Origin of the sequence: Streptomyces sp. NPDC051320 (assembly GCF_040682175.1) — a bacterium.
In the GTDB taxonomy this organism is placed as follows: Bacteria; Actinomycetota; Actinomycetes; order Streptomycetales; family Streptomycetaceae; genus Streptomyces.
This window is the reverse complement of sequence record NZ_JBFBAL010000008.1, coordinates 226,900-242,818: the sequence shown is the minus strand read 5'-3', so window position 1 is coordinate 242,818 and position 15,919 is coordinate 226,900. Positions and strand designations below refer to the sequence as shown.

The following is a 15,919-nucleotide window of genomic DNA, read 5'->3' as shown; positions in this document are numbered from 1 at the left end:
TTGGCCACCGGCTGGTCCATCGTAGCCAGGACCCGGGGCCTCCACTGCCGGGCCCTCTCCCCCGCGTCGCCGGGCGCGACGTATGGACGCATCGTGAAGTGAGTGGAAAGCTCGAAGCACCGCGGGCGTCACCGGTGCCGCCACGCACTGCGGCTCCTCCTGCTGTCCGCGCCCTGACACCTCACCGTGCACGGGAGGCACCATCATGGGCGACAAGGCGAACGCACCCACCGGAGCCGCCGGCAGGGCGGCTACGGCCGACCGGCCGGATTCCGTAAGGAATGTGGTCCTGGTCGGCCACAGCGGATCAGGCAAGACCACCCTGGTCGAGGCCCTCGCACTGACCGCCGGGGCGGTCAACAGGGCGGGCCGGGTGGAGGACGGCCAGACCGTCTCCGACTACGACGAGATCGAGCACCGCCAGCAGCGGTCGGTGCAGCTCTCACTCGTCCCCCTCAGCTGGGACGGGATCAAGATCAACCTGCTGGACACACCCGGATACGCCGACTTCGTCGGTGAACTCAGGGCCGGTCTGCGAGCGGCGGACGCGGCCCTTTTCGTCGTGTCCGCCGCCCAGGACGCCGCCGGCATCGCCGGCACGACCCGTGCGGTGTGGGAGGAATGCGTGTCCGTTGGCATGCCACGGGCCATCGTGGTCACCCACCTGGACACGGCCCGTACCGGCTACGACGAGCTGACCCAGGTGTGCGGCCGCATCTTCGGCGGCGACGACCCGGACGCGGTGCTCCCCCTGTACCTGCCGCTGTACGGCGCCCAGCGGGCCGACGGGCACGCCCCGGTGACCGGGCTGACCGGGTTGCTCACCCAGCGGCTCTTCGACTACACGTCGGGCCGGCGCGAGGAGACCTCGCCCGGTGACGACCAGCAGCAACTGATCGCCGAGGCGCGCAACCGGCTGATCGAGGGGATCATCGCGGAGAGCGAGGACGAGACCCTCATGGACCGCTATCTGGGCGGCGACGAGATCGACGTCAAAACGCTCATCGGGGACCTGGAGCGGGCCGTCGCCCGGGGCGTATTCCACCCGGTGCTCGCGGCCGCGCCGGCCGCCGACGGCGCAGCGCAGGGCCTGGGCACGGTCGAACTCCTCGAGCTGATCACCCGCGGATTCCCGACGCCACGGGAGCGTCCGGCTCCGCCGGTCACCACCCCGGACGGCGGCACCCGCCCCGCGGCGACCTGTGATCCCACCGGGCCGCTGGTCGCCGAAGTGATCAGGACGGCTTCCGATCCGTACGTGGGCCGGCTCAGTCTGGTGCGGGTCTTCTCCGGCACCCTGCGTCCCGACGAGACCGTCCACGTGTCGGGTCACGGCATGACGGAGCGCGGCCACGCCGACCATGACGTCGATGAGCGCATCGGTGCGCTCTCCGCCCCCTTCGGCAAACAGCAGCGCACCCTGAGCCAGTGCGTCGCCGGAGACATCGCCTGTGTCGCCAGGCTCAACCGGGCCGAGACCGGCGACACCCTGTCGGCGAAGGACGACCCGCTGCTGATGGAGCCCTGGGTGATGCCCGACCCGTTGCTGCCGCTCGCCATCGCGGCCCACAGCAAGGCGGACGAGGACAAGCTTTCCCAGGGGCTCTCCCGGCTGGTCGCGGAGGATCCGACCATGCGCCTCGAGCAGAATCCGGACACCCGTCAGCTGGTGCTGTGGTGTCTCGGCGAGGCGCATCTGGATGTCGCACTGGACCGGTTGCGCAGCCGTTACGGGGTCCAGGTGGACGCGGTGCCGTACCGGGTGCCGCTGCGTGAGACGTTCGGAGCGAGGTCGGTGGGGCGCGGCCGACACGTCAAACAGTCGGGCGGCCACGGCCAGTTCGCGATCTGCGAGATCGAGGTGGAGCCTCTGCCGCCGGGGGCGGGGATCGAGTTCGTCGACAAGGTGGTGGGCGGCTCGGTGCCACGGCAGTTCATCCCCTCCGTGGAGAAGGGGATACGCGCCCAGGCCGCCCGGGGCCTCGCCTCCGGCCACCCGCTGGTCGATGTCCGGGTCACCCTGCTGGACGGCAAGGCCCATTCCGTGGACTCCTCCGACGCGGCATTCCAGACGGCCGGAGCGCTGGCACTGCGGGAGGCCGCCCGGGATGCCCCGATCCACCTGCTGGAGCCGGTGGCGGAGCTGCAGGTGCTGGTACCGGACGATTTCGTGGGCCCGGTGATGAGCGACATCTCCGGGCGGCGCGGTCGGGTCGTGGGTACCGAACAGGTGGGCTCCGAGAGCACCCTGGTACGGGCCGAGGTCCCGGAGACCGAGATCGGCAGGTACGCCGTCGATCTCCGGTCCGTATCGCACGGCACCGGTAGGTTCAGCCGCTCCTACGTCCGGCACGAGCCGATGCCGCCCCAGGTGGCCGACCGGGTACGGGAACAGGCCGAGAACGGCCTGTAGTTGACGCCACCGGTCGACGGATACGCTGTGGTCCCAGCTCAGAGAAGGTGTGCGGAACGCGGTAGTTGGGGAATAGCCGCAGCAGCGGTTGGGTGCGGCGATGGGGGCAGCGGTGGCGAACGACGGATTCGACTTCATTCCTGGGGCTCAGATCCCGCTCCAGGGATCAGCGGGTCAGACCGCTGCCACGCATGCCCTGGCGTCGGCCGCGTACCGGGACAGCCCGGTCGTGGAGATACTCAAGGCGAACAGCGAGTGGCACAAGACCCAGGTGAAAAAGGGCAAGTTCTCGCTCTTCGAGCCCAATCTGGGTGAGTCCTTCTCCCGCGCCGTTCAGGTACGGCTGCTCGGCGGCACCCGCAAGGCGCTCATCCAGTCCTTCGGGACGGAGCCCCAGACGGTGGTGGAGCACTGCCTGGCGGCGACCCGCATCCGTAAGGAACGCGACGCCAAGCTCACCGCCGTGATGGCTGTTTTCGGCCTGGTTTTCCTGCCCGGTCTGCTGCTCTGGCTTGCCGTGTTCCAGCTGCGCCGCACCATCGGCGGGGCGAAGAACCGCGGCGCGGGGGTGCTGGGCACGGTCCTGCTGGTCGGCATGGGCGGGCTGGCGGTGCTCTTCCTGGTCAAACTGCCGTTCGGCGGGTTGCCGGCCCTCTACCTGCGGGCGATGATCGTCGCCCCCTTCATCGGGTGGGTGTGGGCCAAGCGAATCTGCGAGACCACCGCCAGAGACATGCGTGCGCGCTGGGACGAGCTGCTGTCCGGCAGCGCCGTCGGAGCCAAGATCCCCGAGGCGGTGCCGCGCAACCCCACCGAGACCGCGGCCGAGCGGCTGCGCCAGTCACTGGCCAAGCTGACCGCCGAGCAGCAGTCCAACGCGGTCTTCTACGCGGGCCCCAAAGGGATATTGGGCATGGGCACCCGCTGGGGCAGCTGGCAGCTCGCCGAGGAGCTGGTCCCCCTCAAGGAGGGCACCGAGATCCATGGTTTCCGCAGCTGGGACGTCATCCGGGCGATTCACGACCGGCTGCGGATGCTGGAGCGCGGCCCGCTGCACACCGGTGGCTTCCCGACTCCCTCCGTCAAGCACTGGATCGTCTCCCCGATCGGGGAGAACGCCGACGAGGTGAGCAGGCCCGATGGCGAGGACGTGGACGCCTTCCAGATCAAGGGCCATGAGATACAGCGGATCTGCAACGAGCAGCAGTTCGGCAGCGGCAACCGCCACTATCTGGGCGTTCAGTTCACACTCTGGGACGGCCAGCTGGTGATCACCATGCTGATCACCGTCACCGTGCTGCACGAGACCCTGCGGATCGAGGTAACGGGGCACGCGCTGGGTCCGGTGCACGCGCTCTTCACCACCAAGCCCAAGCCGAAGACCATAGAGGTCAACAAGGCCGTCAAGTTCTGGGAGACGACCGAACGGCATCTGCCGCTGGTGGAGACCGACGAGGTGGTGCGGCTGGCCGCGCGGGCGCCGCTCACCTGGTTCCCCGGCCTGCTCGACTGGGCCGGTGGCCGGATCATCCTGCCCGAGCCCTTCGGTGTGCGGCACGCCTGGGCCGACAAGCCGTGGCGGCACCGGTTCATGGCCGACGACGCGATGCGCGCGGCCACGCCGGTGCTGCGGGCGGTGCACGCGGCGGCCATGCGGGTGCTCGACGAGCACGGCGTGGACACCGAGCGCTTCACCACGCGTTCGCTGATCGTGAGCGGCCTGGTCCAGGACCCGACTCCCCGCCAGGCCGACGTCTACGAGGCCTGAGACAGCCGCACGCCGGAGCCGGCGCCTGTCGACGTCGGCGAGCGGACTGTCTCATGCCGGCCAGGCGTCGGCGAGCATCTTGCGGGTGTCGGCCAGGAGCTGCGGAAGCACTCGGGTGTGCCCGACCACCGGCATGAAGTTGGTGTCGCCGCCCCAGCGCGGGACGACGTGCTGGTGCAGATGCGCGGCGATACCGGCCCCGGCGGCCGCACCCTGGTTCATGCCGATGTTGAAGCCGTGCGCCCCGGACGCCGTACGCAGCGCGGTCATCGCCCGTTTGGTCAAGGCGGCCAGTTCGGCGGTCTCGGGCGTGTCCAGTTCCGTGTAGTCCGCGACATGGCGGAACGGCACGACCATCAGATGGCCGCCGTTGTACGGGTAGAGGTTCAGCACCGCGTACACGTGCAGTCCCCGGGCGACGACCAGGCCGTCCTCGTCGGACTTCGACGGAATCGAGCAGAACGGACACGCGTCGTCCGACCCCGGCCCGGTCGGCTTGTTCTCACCGCGGATGTACGCCATCCGGTGGGGCGTCCACAGACGCTTGAAAGCGTCCTGAGTGCCCACTCCGATCTGCTGTTCCGGCTCACTCGTCATGCTGTGCAGCATATGGCTTCCCCCATTCGGAGCGCGTCGCCGGGGCGCCGCCCGGGCCCACTGCGGCGATGCTGTGCCGATGGACGCCAAGGAGGCCGGTGAGCGACTGTCCCGCTGGGAGGCACGCACCGAGATGCCGCTGTTCACGCTCTCGCTGTTCTTCCTGGCCTGCTACGCGGTCCAGGTGCTGGCCCGGGGCGGCACCGATCCACTGCTGGGGAACGCCGCCCTCGCCGGGTTGCTGGCTGCCTGGCTGGTCTTCGCAGCGGACTATGCGGTACGGCTGGTCCTGAGCGGGCAGGGCCTGCGCTTTCCCCGGTCGCACTGGCTGGACACACTGGTGCTGATCCTGCCGTTGCTGCGACCGCTGCGCATGGTGCGGGTGTACACCGCCGTACAGCGCCGGCGAGCTCAGCCACGGCTGAGTCTGCACGCCCGGGTGATGGCCTATGCGAGTCTCTCGGCGGTGCTGCTCGGTTTCGCCGGGTCGCTGGCCGTCTACAGCAGTGAACGCACCGCGCCCGGCGCCAGCATCCGCACCTTCGGTGACTCCGTGTGGTGGGCCGCCGCGACTCTTTCCACGGTCGGCTACGGGGACGTGTCGCCGGTGACCGGCCTCGGGCGGCTGATCGCGGTGGGGTTGATGGCATGCGGGATCGCCCTGCTGGGCGCGGTCACCGGATCGTTCTCCTCCTGGCTGCTGCAGGTTTTCGCCCGGGAGGACGAGAAGCGGCCCCCGGGGAGCGGGTAGCTCTCCGGGGGCCGGTGCGCTGTCCTGCGGATCAGACCTGGACCCGGTCCTGCACGGCCCGCGCGATCTTGGCGATGGCGTCGTCGACCGGGATGCCGTTCTCCTGCGAACCATCGCGGTAACGGAAGGAGACGGCACCGTTGGCCATGTCCTCGTCACCAGCGATGATCATGAAAGGAACCTTCTGCTTCTGCTGGTTCCTGATCTTCTTCTGCATCCGGTCGGACGAGGCGTCCACATCGACCCGCAGCCCCTGTTTCCGCGCCTTCGCAGCGAACTCCTGCAGGTACGGGATGTGCGCGTCGCCGATCGGGATGCCGACCGCCTGCACGGGCGCCAGCCAGGCGGGGAACGCGCCCGCGTAGTGCTCGAGCAGCACCGCGAAGAACCGCTCGATGGAGCCGAAGAGCGCACGGTGGATCATGACCGGGCGCTGCTTGGTGCCGTCGGAAGCGGTGTACTCCAGGCCGAACCGCTTGGGCTGCTGGAAATCGACCTGGATGGTCGACATCTGCCAGGAGCGGCCGATGGCGTCACGCACCTGCACGGAGATCTTCGGTCCGTAGTACGCGGCGCCGCCCGGGTCGGGCACCAGCGGCAGTCCCTGCTTCTCGGCGGCCTGGCGCAGCGCCTCGGTGGCTTCCTCCCACTCCGCGTCCTCGCCGATGAACTTGTCGGACTCCGGATCCCGGGTGGACAGCTCGAGCTCGAACTCGTTCAGACCGTAGTCGCGCAGCAGGTCCAGGACGAAGGTGAGGAGCGAGTCGAGCTCTCCCGCCATCTGCTCCTTGGTGCAGTAGATGTGCGAGTCGTCCTGGGTGAAGCCGCGGGAGCGGGTCAGGCCGTGCACCACACCGGACTTCTCGTACCGGTACACCGTGCCGAACTCGAAGAGCCGCAGAGGGAGTTCCCGATACGAACGCCCCCGCGCATCGAAGATCAAGTTGTGCATCGGGCAGTTCATGGCCTTGAGGCGGTAGTTCTGATCGTCGAACTGCAACGGCGGGAACATCCCGTCGGAGTAGTTCGGCAGGTGCCCCGAGGTCTCGAAGAGCTTCTCCTTGGAGATGTGCGGCGTGTTGACGAACTCGTAGCCCGCCTCCTCGTGACGCTTGCGGGAGTACTGCTCCATCTCCTTGCGGACGACACCGCCCCTGGGGTGGAAGACCGCCAGGCCCGGGCCGAGCTGGTCGGGGAAGGAGAAGAGGTCGAGTTCCGCTCCCAGTTTGCGGTGGTCGCGCCGCTCCGCCTCCGCCAGGAACTCCAGATGCGCCTTGAGGGCGTCCTTGGTGGGCCATGCGGTGCCGTAGATCCGCTGCAACTGCGGGTTCTTCTCGCTGCCCCGCCAGTACGCGGCCGCCGAACGCATCAGTTTGAAGGCGGGGATGGCCCGGGTGCTCGGCAGGTGCGGTCCCCGGCAGAGGTCCCGCCAGCACAGCTCGCCGGTCTTGGCGTCGAGGTTGTCGTAGATGGTCAGCTCGGCGCCGCCCACCTCGGCGTCCGCGCCCTCGGCGGCGTCCGCCGCCCTGCCCTTGAGACCGATGAGCTCGAGCTTGTACGGCTCGTTCGCCAGTTCCTCGCGCGCCGCCTCATCCGTGGTGACCCGTCGCGAGAAGCGCTGACCACGCTTCTGGATCTCCTGCATCTTCTTCTCGACCGCCTTGAGGTCCTCCGGGGTGAAGGGCGTCTCGACGTCGAAGTCGTAGTAGAAGCCGTCCCTGATCGGCGGCCCGATCCCCAGCTTCGCGTGCGGGAACAGCTCCTGCACGGCCTGCGCCATCACGTGCGCGGTGGAGTGCCGGAGGATGTTCAGGCCGTCCTCGGAGGAGATCTCGACGGGCTCGACGACCTCGCCGTCCCCTGGCTCGTAAGCAAGGTCGCGCAGCTCGCCCCCGACCCGGGCCGCCACGATGGTGCGCTCACCGGTGAAGAGCTCGGCTGCCGTAGTGCCCGTCGTCACCACGCGCTCTTCCCGCTCGGAATCGCGTTGGATGATCACACGGACGTCTGACACCGGTCTCTCCTGACTCACGGGGTGCGACAGCGGAAACACTGCGCGGGTGAATCGTACCGAGCCCGGGGAGCCCAATGCGAAACGGTTGACGGACGGCTCCCGGCGCGCGCCCTGTCCTGACCGTGCTGACCGTCCTGCCCGGTCAGAGATCTCCGGTGCAGGCCTCCTCGAAGAAGTCGAGGTTCTCCTGGAGCGCCTTCATCAGCCGGTCCCGCTCCGTCTCGTCCACCTTCACCGGCGCCACGCCGTCCGCGCCGGTCAGCCGGCGGAATCCGCCGCGGCTCTGCAGCCTGCCGTACACCCGTATCGGCAGGCCCACCAGGTGGGCGTGGCCCGCGATGCGGTAGGCCTCCTCGTCGAGCACCATCCGGATGTACGGAACCTCGGCCCCGGCCAGCACCCGCAGTCGTATCGTGCCGGGGCCGCCCGGTGCGGAGCGCCGCATCCGGACCACCGCGCCGGTGATCCGTACCGGCAGTGAGGGTTCGTCCTTCAGGTAGCGGGCGCCTGCCCGGCGCAGGGCGGGCAGGTCACCCGGAGAGAACTCGACCGGTTCGGGCCGCGCCGCGCAGCCCTCCGGCGTCCCCGCGGCGGGCGACCAGGCGAGCGTGATCCTGGCTCCCTCGGTGCCCCGGACGAGCGCGACGACCGCTTCGGTCAGCTCGCGGCTCACACCGGCCTGCACCGCGGTGTCGAAGGCATCCATCGCCCCGGTCGCCCGCTGGTAGTCCACGGCCTCCCGGGTGGCGTGCAGTGCGTGGTGCAGCCGGACCACGGCGGCACGGCCCTGCTCCACGGGTACGAAGGCGGTCAGTCCGCGCCCGTCCGGTGCCGGTCCCACCAGTGCCCCCTCCAGCGACGACTGGGCCTGCCGGCGGTGCCGGGCGCCGTAGTACCCGGCGCGGCCGCGGGCGGCCAGCGCGCCGGCCAGCAGCATCTGGCGGGCCGCTGCGCGCAGTTGCTCCTGCACGGTCCAGGGGGCGACCCCGGACAGGCCTTCGGCCATCTCCCGCGACCAGCGGATCTCGTCGCTGGACACGGAGAGCGCGACCAGCACCTCCCGGGCGGAGGGCGCCGCGCAGCGGGCCAGCGCGGTGAGCGCCTCGGCCAGCAGGTCCTCGCTGTCCGGGAAGGCCCGGCTCTCGGGGACGAGCACGCTGGTGCCCCGGCCGGCCGGGCCGGGCGGTGTCCAGCGCGCATAGCGTCCGGCGGCCCCGCCGCGCCGCCGCCAGCCGTGCCGGCCGAGCAGCGCGCCCAGCACGACGGGGTCGACCAGGGAAGGGGACGGCCCGGAACCGCCGTCCCACACGCCGGGGGCGTCGACCGGGTGGGGGCGCATGGGTTCGTCGATCGGGCGGTGCTGCATCAAGGTCTCCCTCCGGCCCCGACACGGGTCATGATGTCGCAGAGGGCCCGGTCGTCGAATATCCGCGAGGTCGGGATCCGCACGGTGGTCCGGTGCCTGCCCGTCACGGGGTGGCCCGCCAGGTTCGTCCAGTAACAGCAGTGCCGCAGGTCCAGCCGGTCGTGACCGGCCCGCAGCCATTCGTCCTGGGTCCGCGGCACCAGCATCACGACCAGGATCTTGTGCACCGAGACCGGGGTGCGGGCCAGCTTCACCAGATGGGCGTTGTCGAGCGTGAAGGAAAAGGCCCCGCCCGGCGGGTCGGGAGCGATCTGATAGGTGCACTTGAGCTGCACCTTGATCGTCACTTCGTCGTCCACCGTGTGTCCGGCGGCGCCGTGGCTCACATGCCAGTCGATGCCGTTGTCCGGAAAGGGCTGGGAGAGCGAGCAGCCCGAGGCCGCCGCCACCGCGTGGAGGTAGCCGACTTGGAGGGTTTCCATACAGGCGGTGGTGGCGAGCGAGCCGCGCAGCGGCGCGAACCGCTCGGGTACCAGGCCGCCCCGTTCGGGCTGCGCGAGCGCCATGACTGTGGTGTGCCTTCCGGACTGTCCAACCGACTTTCCCCGTGGCGGGCCGTCAATGTCCTGGCCCGTCACCTGTGTTGTCTCCGGTCGGCGTATGTCGCAAACAGCCGGGTATCACCGAATCGGGCAGATGTTGCACACCACCTGCCAAGTGAGCGCGAGGAGTTGGGACATGCCGTGCTGGTACGAGGGGCCTCTGGCCGCATTTGACACCGAGACGACCGGCGTCGACGTCGAGGACGACCGCATCGTTTCGGCCGCCCTGGTGGTGCAGGACGCCGCGGGCGGACGCCCGCGCATCACCCGCTGGCTGGTGAACCCGGGCGTCCCGGTGCCCGCCGGTGCCACCGAGATACACGGGCTGACCGACCTGCATCTGCAGCGCAACGGCCGCTGGCCGTCGCCGGTGGTGGCGGAGATAGCGAAGGCGCTGGCCGAGCAGTGCGCCGCGGGGCGCCCGCTGGTGGTGATGAACGCACCCTTCGATCTCACCCTGCTGGACCGGGAGTTGAGGCGCCATCGGGCCTCTTCGCTGGACCGGTATCTCGGCGACTCCCCGCTGCGCGTACTGGACCCGAGGGTGCTGGACAAACACCTGGACCGCTATCGCAAGGGCCGCCGGACGCTCACCGATCTGTGCGAGCAGTACGCGGTGGTGCTGGACGGCGCCCACGACGCGGCCGCCGATGCGGTGGCCTCGTTGGAACTCGTACGGGCGATAGGGCGACGCTTCGCGGCCCGCCTGGAGCGCCTGACCCCCACCGAGCTGCACGCCCTGCAGGCCGGTTGGCATGCGGCGCAGGCGCGCGGTCTGCAGGCCTGGTTCGCCCGCCAGGGCACACCGGAGACCGTGGACCCGGCCTGGCCGCTGCGGCCCGAGCTGACCGCGGCCGCCTGACCGGCTCCGCGCGTGGACCCGGGCAGGCAAAAAGGCCGGTCCGTCGATGGACGGACCGGCCTCTCCCGGTGGGCGATACTGGGTTCGAACCAGTGACCTCTTCGGTGTGAACGAAGCGCTCTCCCACTGAGCTAATCGCCCGGGAACGGACTGAACCATACAGGGCTTCCGGTGCTTCGTTCAAACTCCTTCCGGCAGCTCGGGCCGCTTCCGGCGCAGGTCGCCGGGGACCGGATACTCAGCACCGGTCTGAGTATCCGAGCGCTGTACGGGATGTGTGGCCGGGGCCACACTCATGGCTCATGGAGAACCTTCCGCCGCCCGCGCAGGAGCTCGCGCTCCTCGACCGCGAGCTGACCCAACTCGACGCACGCAGGTATCAGTTGCTGGCCCGCCGGGCCTGGCTGCTCGCCGCCCTGCAGCCGGGCGTCGCCCAGTCGCCGGGCCGGCCGTGGGCCACCACTCCACCGCCCCCCGAGAGCGCACCGCGGTCCGAGACCGCGCCGCCCAGTGCGCAGAACGTGCTGCTCACCCTCGGCGGTGTGCTGCTGACGATCGCGGCGATCGCCTTCACGGTGGTGAGCTGGGGCCACCTCGGCATCGGCGGCCGGGCGGCCGTGCTCGGCGCGGTCACCGCCGTCGCGTTGGCTGCCCCGGTGGCCCTGCTCCGGCGCGCGCTGGTGTCGACGGGCGACTCGGTGGCGGGCATCGGCCTGGCCCTGACGGTGCTCGACGCGTATGCGCTCCATCAGGTCGCCGCGCCGGACACCGGCGGCGTCGCCTTCGCAGCCGGTTCCTCGGCCGTGCTGGCTCTGCTCTGGGCGGGATACGGCGCTGCGCTGGGCAGGCTGCGGCTGCCGCTGCCCGCCGCCGTGGTCACGGCCCAGCTGCCGCTGCTGCTGTGGGCGGCCGCGGCGGGCGCAGGCCCGCTCTTCACGAGCGGGGCGCTGCTGGTCACCGCGGCCGGCGACCTGGCTGTCCTGCTGTGGCAGAAGGGAGTCGTGGTGCGCACCGTCGCCTGCGCCGGTGCGTACGTCACGGGCGCGGGCGCGCTGCTGACGGCCGGTCGCCTCTCGGTGGTCGCCGACACGGCGGGCGCGGCGGTCGTGCCGGGAGTAATGCTGCTGACCGGCGCCGCGCTCGCGTTGTTCGCCGCATGGCGTTTCCCCTCGGCGGTCCCGGCCGTCGCGGCGGGGCTCGCAGCCGTGGCCGCGGTCGCCGGGGTGGCCCGGCACGCCGTCGCGGACGACTGGTCGCCGATCCTGGTCCTGGTGTGCGGGATCGCCTTGTTGGCGGTCGTCCGTACCCGTGCTGCGCGCCCCCTGGTGCGCGGACTGATCGGTGCGTCCTGCGGGGTTCAGGCAGCGGTGGCGGTCTGGGCGGCGCCGGCCGCGCCGCTGGCGGTGCTCACTCCGCTCGCCCGGGCACAGAGGCCCTGGACGGGTATGCCGGACGCCCTCCAGGTGTCCTGGCCCGGCCTGCCGACCACGCCGGTGGCGCTGCTCCTGATCGCGGCGGTCCTCACGGTGGCGCACCGGTCGGCCGGTGCGGCTACGCGGTGGCGCGCCGAGGCCGCCTGCGGGGCCATCGCCCTGGTCGGGGCAGCGGGGTGCGTCGTCCCGGCCGCCGCCTCGCTGCCGTATCCGGCGGCCGTCGCCTGGTATGCGGCGCTGACGACGGGGGCCCTGGCCGCGGCCGTGCGCCTGAGCACGGCAGCCCCTGGTGGACCCGCGGCGACCGCGCTCGGCTGCGCGGTGGCGGGCGCCTTCGTCGGCACCGCGACGGCTCTGGCCTCGGAGCCCGCCACCCTCGCCGTGCTGGGGCTGCTCGCCGTGCTCTTCGGCGCGGCGGCCACCGTGCCCGACGCCGGTCCGGTGCGGCCCGTCGCGGCCTGTGCCGCCGTGCTGTACGCGACCGGGCTGGCCTGTGCCACCGGCGCGTCGTTCGGACTCCCGCTGCCCGGAACGGCGTTGCTGGTGCTGGTGGTGCCCGCCACGGCCGCCGTACTGGCTGCCCACTTGCGCCGCCACCCGGCGGCGGCGTCGGTCGAGATCACCGCGGCGGCGGCCGGCCTGCTCTCCGTCGTCCTGGCGATCGGCGACGCTCCGGTGCTGTCGCTGGTTCTCGCGCTGGGCGGGGTGATCGCCGCGGGCACCGCGGTGCGCCCCGAGCGGCGGGCCGTCGGTTACGCGGCGCCCGCGCTCTTCGTGCTGGCCGCCTGGGTGCGTCTCGCCGCGTCCGGGGTCTCCGTCCCCGAGGCGTACACCCTGCCGGCGACGATCCCCGCGCTGGCGGTCGGTCTGCTGCGCCGCAGCCGCGATCCGCGTGCCTCGTCGTGGACGGCGTACGGACCGGGGCTGGCGGCGACGCTGCTGCCGAGTCTGCTCGCGGCGTGGGGCGACCCGCACTGGCTGCGCCCTCTGCTGTTGGGCGCCGCGGCGCTGGCCGTCACGCTGACCGGCGCGCGGCTGCGGCTGCAGGCCCTGCTCGCCCTGGGCGGCGTGGTGCTCGCCCTGGACGCTCTGCACGAGCTGGCGCCGTACATCGTCCAGGTAGTCGGCGTGCTCCCCCGCTGGCTGCCGCCGGCCGTCGCGGGCCTCCTGCTGCTGGCGGTCGGCGCGACGTACGAACAACGGCTGCGGGACGCACGCCGACTGCGGCACCGGCTGGCGCGCATGCGCTGACCGGCCGGCCCCGCGGACAGGACTGCTCAGCTGGGCATCTTGTCCCCGAGAAGCGCCAGGTTCTCGATCGCGGCCAGTCCGTACAACGAGGTGTCGTTGGTGTAGACCCAGTTGGCCTCACTGCCCGGCACCAGGGTGACCGGGCCGGTGACCTTCTCGGTGGTCCAGGGCGCGGACTCCTGGTATCCGTCGCTGTTGTAGAACTTCTGCCAGGCACGGGTCACCAGCTTGGTGTCGCCGGTCTGCACCGCGGCGTACGCATCCAGCCGCGAATGGCCTTGGAAGAGCAGCAGCGTGCCGAAGTTCGAGCCGTAGCGGGCGGCTTGTTCGGTCTTGGTGGCGTTGAAGTAGCGGCAGTAGTCGAGGTACACCTCCTTGAACTTCGGCATGTCCACGATGTCGATGAGTTCGGCGCAGAGTTCGTTGAGGCCGAACACCGCCGAGAGGTGCGAGACCGAGACGACGGGCTTGTCGGCCACGGCGAACTTCCCGGTGTCCAGGTCGTACAGTCCGCTGCCCTGCACGAAGCCGTTGGGCTGGGCGGCGATCGTTTCCATGGTGGAGAGCACCCGGGCCTTGGCCTTCTCCGCCTTGGATCCGCCGCGCTCCCACTCGGTGAGCCAGGCCGAGACGAGGCCGCTCCAGTCGGTACCGAAACCGATGGACAGCGCGTTCCGGTCGGGGGTGTAGGGATCGGTGCGGACCTTGCGCTGCGGGTCGAGGACCATGAAGGTCTCGTCCGAGTCGACATTGGCGTGCATCAGGTCGCCCACCCGCTCGTCGGCGGTGAGGAAGTAGTAGAAGCGCCGGTAGGTGGTGTTGGCGATCCGCTGCTGCTTCGCGCTGTCGGCGAAGTGCTGGACCCCGTGCCGGGTACCGAGGCCGGCCCACTGGCCGAGGTGGTAGACGTCCACCTCACCGGTGTGCCGGGTGAGCGCCTCGGCGAAGCGGAAGATGTCGGCGCGTCCGGAGCGCAGGTAGGCGTACCAGAGCCAGATGTCGGGCGACAGTTCTGAGTTGTCCCAGGCGTAACCGCCGACGTCGTAGCGCCACTGGTGGCGGGCCGGGTCGTAGGAGTGCATGAAGTCTCCGTAGTCCCAGAAGCCGTACCAGCGGCGCATCTCCACCTGGTCGCGGTAGTAGGTGAAGAGGAAGTCCAGATGGTCCTCGATCTTCGCCTTGGCGGGTGTGGAACGGTCGGGCTCGGAGAAGAGTCCGCCGAAGACCTTCGCCGCGATGGACTGGGCGGGCGGCGCGACCAGCTGGGGCAGCGTACGCACGGCTTCGGCCTGCTGGGCGAGTACCTCGGCCGATGGCGTCGATCCATTGGCCCAGAAGACGAGTTCGCTGGTCCTGGCGATGCCGTACGGGGTGCCGAACTCCGGTTCGTAGTCCTCGTAGGTGATCTCCAGTCCCTCCAGTTGCTTGGCGTAGGTGTCCTGGCCCATACCGTCGTGATAGAACCGCAGATCCATCGGCTGCGCCTCCGGCGACCAGAGCCAGAGGGTGACGTCGGCGCGGTCGGTGTGGGCGCCGCGGATGTCGAGCTGGGCGGGGTGTTTCTGCCAGAAGTCGCGCAGTCCGAAGGAGAGTCCGCCGCTCGCCCCGCCGACGTATCCGAAACCGGATGCGCGCCGTCCGCCGCCCGCCGGGATCCAGCCGTAGCCCTCGGTGGTGCGTTTGCGCAGGGTGAAGCCGTCCGCGGACAGCTGGCTCAGGGTGTAGTCGCCCCAGGTGGGGATGAGCGGCAGCCGGGTGGTGACGCGCTGGTCCCAGGTGGCCGGATCGGGCAGCTTTTCGCCCGCGAACTGTGCCGCCTGCACGGCGGCTCCCGGATCCCGGCGGAGCCCCGTGATGCCCTTGACCGCCTCGCGCAGCATCCCGGTGTCGTCGCCGCCGATACGGATGTGCCGGTCGTACGCCTCGTCGCGCATCGGAACGCTGAACCGGACACCGAGTCCGCGGATGAAGTCGCCGGACGAGCGGCCGGGGGTCTGCTCGCCGTCGAAGTTGATGGTGTGCATCATGCGGAAGGAATCGGCGCCCGCGTAGAAGTACAGGCGTACCGAGAACGGCAGCCAACGGTGGTTGCCCTTGCGGTGTTTGCCGTCGATCCGGACCACCGCGCGTACCGGGCCGCGCTGCTCGACGGTGGTCCCGGTGATCTCGCCGTCGAACCGCTCCCACCGGGCGTCGCCCTGGTCGTCGTCGTCCAGTTTGCCCTGCCGCAGCAGGACGAGCCGGCCGTTCGACGCGATCTCGGTGCCGCCGCGGGTCAGCGACTCGATGAGCCGGTGGCCGTCGTGCGCGATGACGGCCTCGATGACCCCGGTACGCACGGTGATGCGGCCGCCCTTCTCACTGACCGTCACCTCCTTCGCGGGCGCGGCGGCCGTGCCGCCCGGCGTGAGCCGATAGCTCTTGTCCCCCGCCAGGCCTTCGGCGGCCGCGTGTGCGGTCCACTTGAGGGACCCGTCCGGCCAGGTCGCGGTGGTCCAGGTCTGCACGGGGAGCTGCTTGCCGTCGGCGGTGGCGAGGGCGAAGGTCTGGTCCTTGCCGTACTGCCCCTTGGGCCAGGGGACCCCGAAGGTACTGCCCGGGGCTGCGCCGAGTCCGCCCTCCTCCAGCCAGGTGATGTTGACCGGGCCGTCGGCGGACCGCTCTGCCGCGGCCGCCGTGTTGCCACCGCCGAGTACCCAGGAGAACTGGGTGGCCGCACCGGCCAGGACTGCTGCCTTGAGGACGTGACGCCGGGGAATCGGGGACATCGGGACTCCACTCATGAAGGTCAGGTACACAGGTCGGACATAAAGTCAGGTGCATGACAGTCTGTGTTCGTGCAGGTGGACGACGCGGGGCGAA

10 protein-coding genes and 1 tRNA gene are annotated in these 15,919 nt (G+C 70.7%); 5 read left to right on the top strand and 6 right to left on the bottom strand.

What is annotated here, in order from left to right:
• The first annotated feature begins 205 nt into the window (after positions 1-205).
• Both AB0M87_RS19835 and AB0M87_RS19830 read left to right on the top strand, forming a co-directional pair.
• Entirely contained in the window at positions 206-2,413 is a 2,208-nt protein-coding gene (locus AB0M87_RS19835; protein WP_365854580.1) for an elongation factor G-like protein EF-G2, read from the top strand.
• Between the two features lie 100 nt (positions 2,414-2,513).
• Entirely contained in the window at positions 2,514-4,181 is a 1,668-nt protein-coding gene (locus AB0M87_RS19830) for a hypothetical protein (RefSeq protein ID WP_365854578.1), read from the top strand.
• 51 nt (positions 4,182-4,232) lie between these two features.
• Here the strand turns inward: AB0M87_RS19830 and AB0M87_RS19825 are convergent, their stop codons facing one another.
• Positions 4,233-4,790, bottom strand: coding sequence for an HIT domain-containing protein (locus tag AB0M87_RS19825; RefSeq protein WP_365854576.1), 558 nt, complete (start codon positions 4,788-4,790; stop codon positions 4,233-4,235).
• A 67-nt stretch (positions 4,791-4,857) separates the two neighbouring features.
• On the opposite strand from AB0M87_RS19825, the gene AB0M87_RS19820 reads away from it, so the two are divergent.
• Entirely contained in the window at positions 4,858-5,529 is a 672-nt protein-coding gene (locus AB0M87_RS19820; protein ID WP_365854574.1) for a potassium channel family protein, read from the top strand.
• Between the two features lie 31 nt (positions 5,530-5,560).
• Here AB0M87_RS19820 and thrS read toward each other — a convergent pair whose 3' ends face one another.
• The 3 genes from thrS to AB0M87_RS19805 form a co-directional block, all read right to left on the bottom strand.
• Positions 5,561-7,543 carry a threonine--tRNA ligase gene (gene thrS, locus AB0M87_RS19815; protein ID WP_365854572.1) on the bottom strand — a complete coding sequence of 661 codons (1,983 nt, stop codon included), beginning with the start codon at positions 7,541-7,543 and terminating at the stop codon, positions 5,561-5,563.
• 142 nt (positions 7,544-7,685) lie between these two features.
• Positions 7,686-8,909, bottom strand: a complete 1,224-nt coding sequence (locus tag AB0M87_RS19810) for a hypothetical protein (RefSeq protein WP_365854570.1) — start codon at positions 8,907-8,909, stop codon at positions 7,686-7,688.
• A complete protein-coding gene (locus AB0M87_RS19805; RefSeq protein WP_365854568.1) occupies positions 8,909-9,475 on the bottom strand; it encodes a DUF4365 domain-containing protein in 567 nt (188 codons plus the stop codon). Before AB0M87_RS19805 ends, AB0M87_RS19810 begins: the two co-directional genes overlap by 1 nt.
• A gap of 172 nt (positions 9,476-9,647) precedes the next feature.
• Here AB0M87_RS19805 and AB0M87_RS19800 point away from each other — a divergent pair, with 172 nt between their 5' ends.
• Positions 9,648-10,373 (top strand): 3'-5' exonuclease, encoded by a 726-nt coding sequence (locus AB0M87_RS19800; RefSeq protein WP_365854566.1) that lies wholly within the window; start codon positions 9,648-9,650, stop codon positions 10,371-10,373.
• Between the two features lie 69 nt (positions 10,374-10,442).
• Here AB0M87_RS19800 and AB0M87_RS19795 read toward each other — a convergent pair.
• Positions 10,443-10,514: transfer RNA gene (locus AB0M87_RS19795), tRNA-Val, on the bottom strand.
• Positions 10,515-10,675: 161 nt separating this feature from the next.
• Here AB0M87_RS19795 and AB0M87_RS19790 point away from each other — a divergent pair.
• Positions 10,676-13,057, top strand: a complete 2,382-nt coding sequence (locus AB0M87_RS19790; protein WP_365854564.1) for a hypothetical protein — start codon at positions 10,676-10,678, stop codon at positions 13,055-13,057.
• Positions 13,058-13,083: 26 nt separating this feature from the next.
• On the opposite strand, the gene AB0M87_RS19785 is transcribed toward AB0M87_RS19790, so the two are convergent.
• A complete protein-coding gene (locus tag AB0M87_RS19785) occupies positions 13,084-15,825 on the bottom strand; it encodes a Tat pathway signal sequence domain protein (protein ID WP_365854562.1) in 2,742 nt (913 codons plus the stop codon).
• Positions 15,826-15,919: the final 94 nt, after the last annotated feature.

Excerpts from the sequence above, each read along its gene's own strand:
- AB0M87_RS19835 (WP_365854580.1), top strand. The coding sequence starts at position 206 with ATGGGCGACAAGGCGAACGCACCCACCGGAGCCGCCGGCAGGGCGGCT.
- AB0M87_RS19830 (WP_365854578.1), top strand. The coding sequence starts at position 2,514 with ATGGGGGCAGCGGTGGCGAACGACGGATTCGACTTCATTCCTGGGGCT.
- AB0M87_RS19825 (WP_365854576.1), bottom strand. The coding sequence starts at position 4,790 with ATGCTGCACAGCATGACGAGTGAGCCGGAACAGCAGATCGGAGTGGGC.
- AB0M87_RS19820 (WP_365854574.1), top strand. The coding sequence starts at position 4,858 with ATGGACGCCAAGGAGGCCGGTGAGCGACTGTCCCGCTGGGAGGCACGC.
- AB0M87_RS19810 (WP_365854570.1), bottom strand. The coding sequence starts at position 8,909 with ATGCAGCACCGCCCGATCGACGAACCCATGCGCCCCCACCCGGTCGAC.
- AB0M87_RS19805 (WP_365854568.1), bottom strand. The coding sequence starts at position 9,475 with ATGGCGCTCGCGCAGCCCGAACGGGGCGGCCTGGTACCCGAGCGGTTC.
- AB0M87_RS19800 (WP_365854566.1), top strand. The coding sequence starts at position 9,648 with ATGCCGTGCTGGTACGAGGGGCCTCTGGCCGCATTTGACACCGAGACG.
- AB0M87_RS19790 (WP_365854564.1), top strand. The coding sequence starts at position 10,676 with ATGGAGAACCTTCCGCCGCCCGCGCAGGAGCTCGCGCTCCTCGACCGC.
- AB0M87_RS19785 (WP_365854562.1), bottom strand. The coding sequence starts at position 15,825 with ATGTCCCCGATTCCCCGGCGTCACGTCCTCAAGGCAGCAGTCCTGGCC.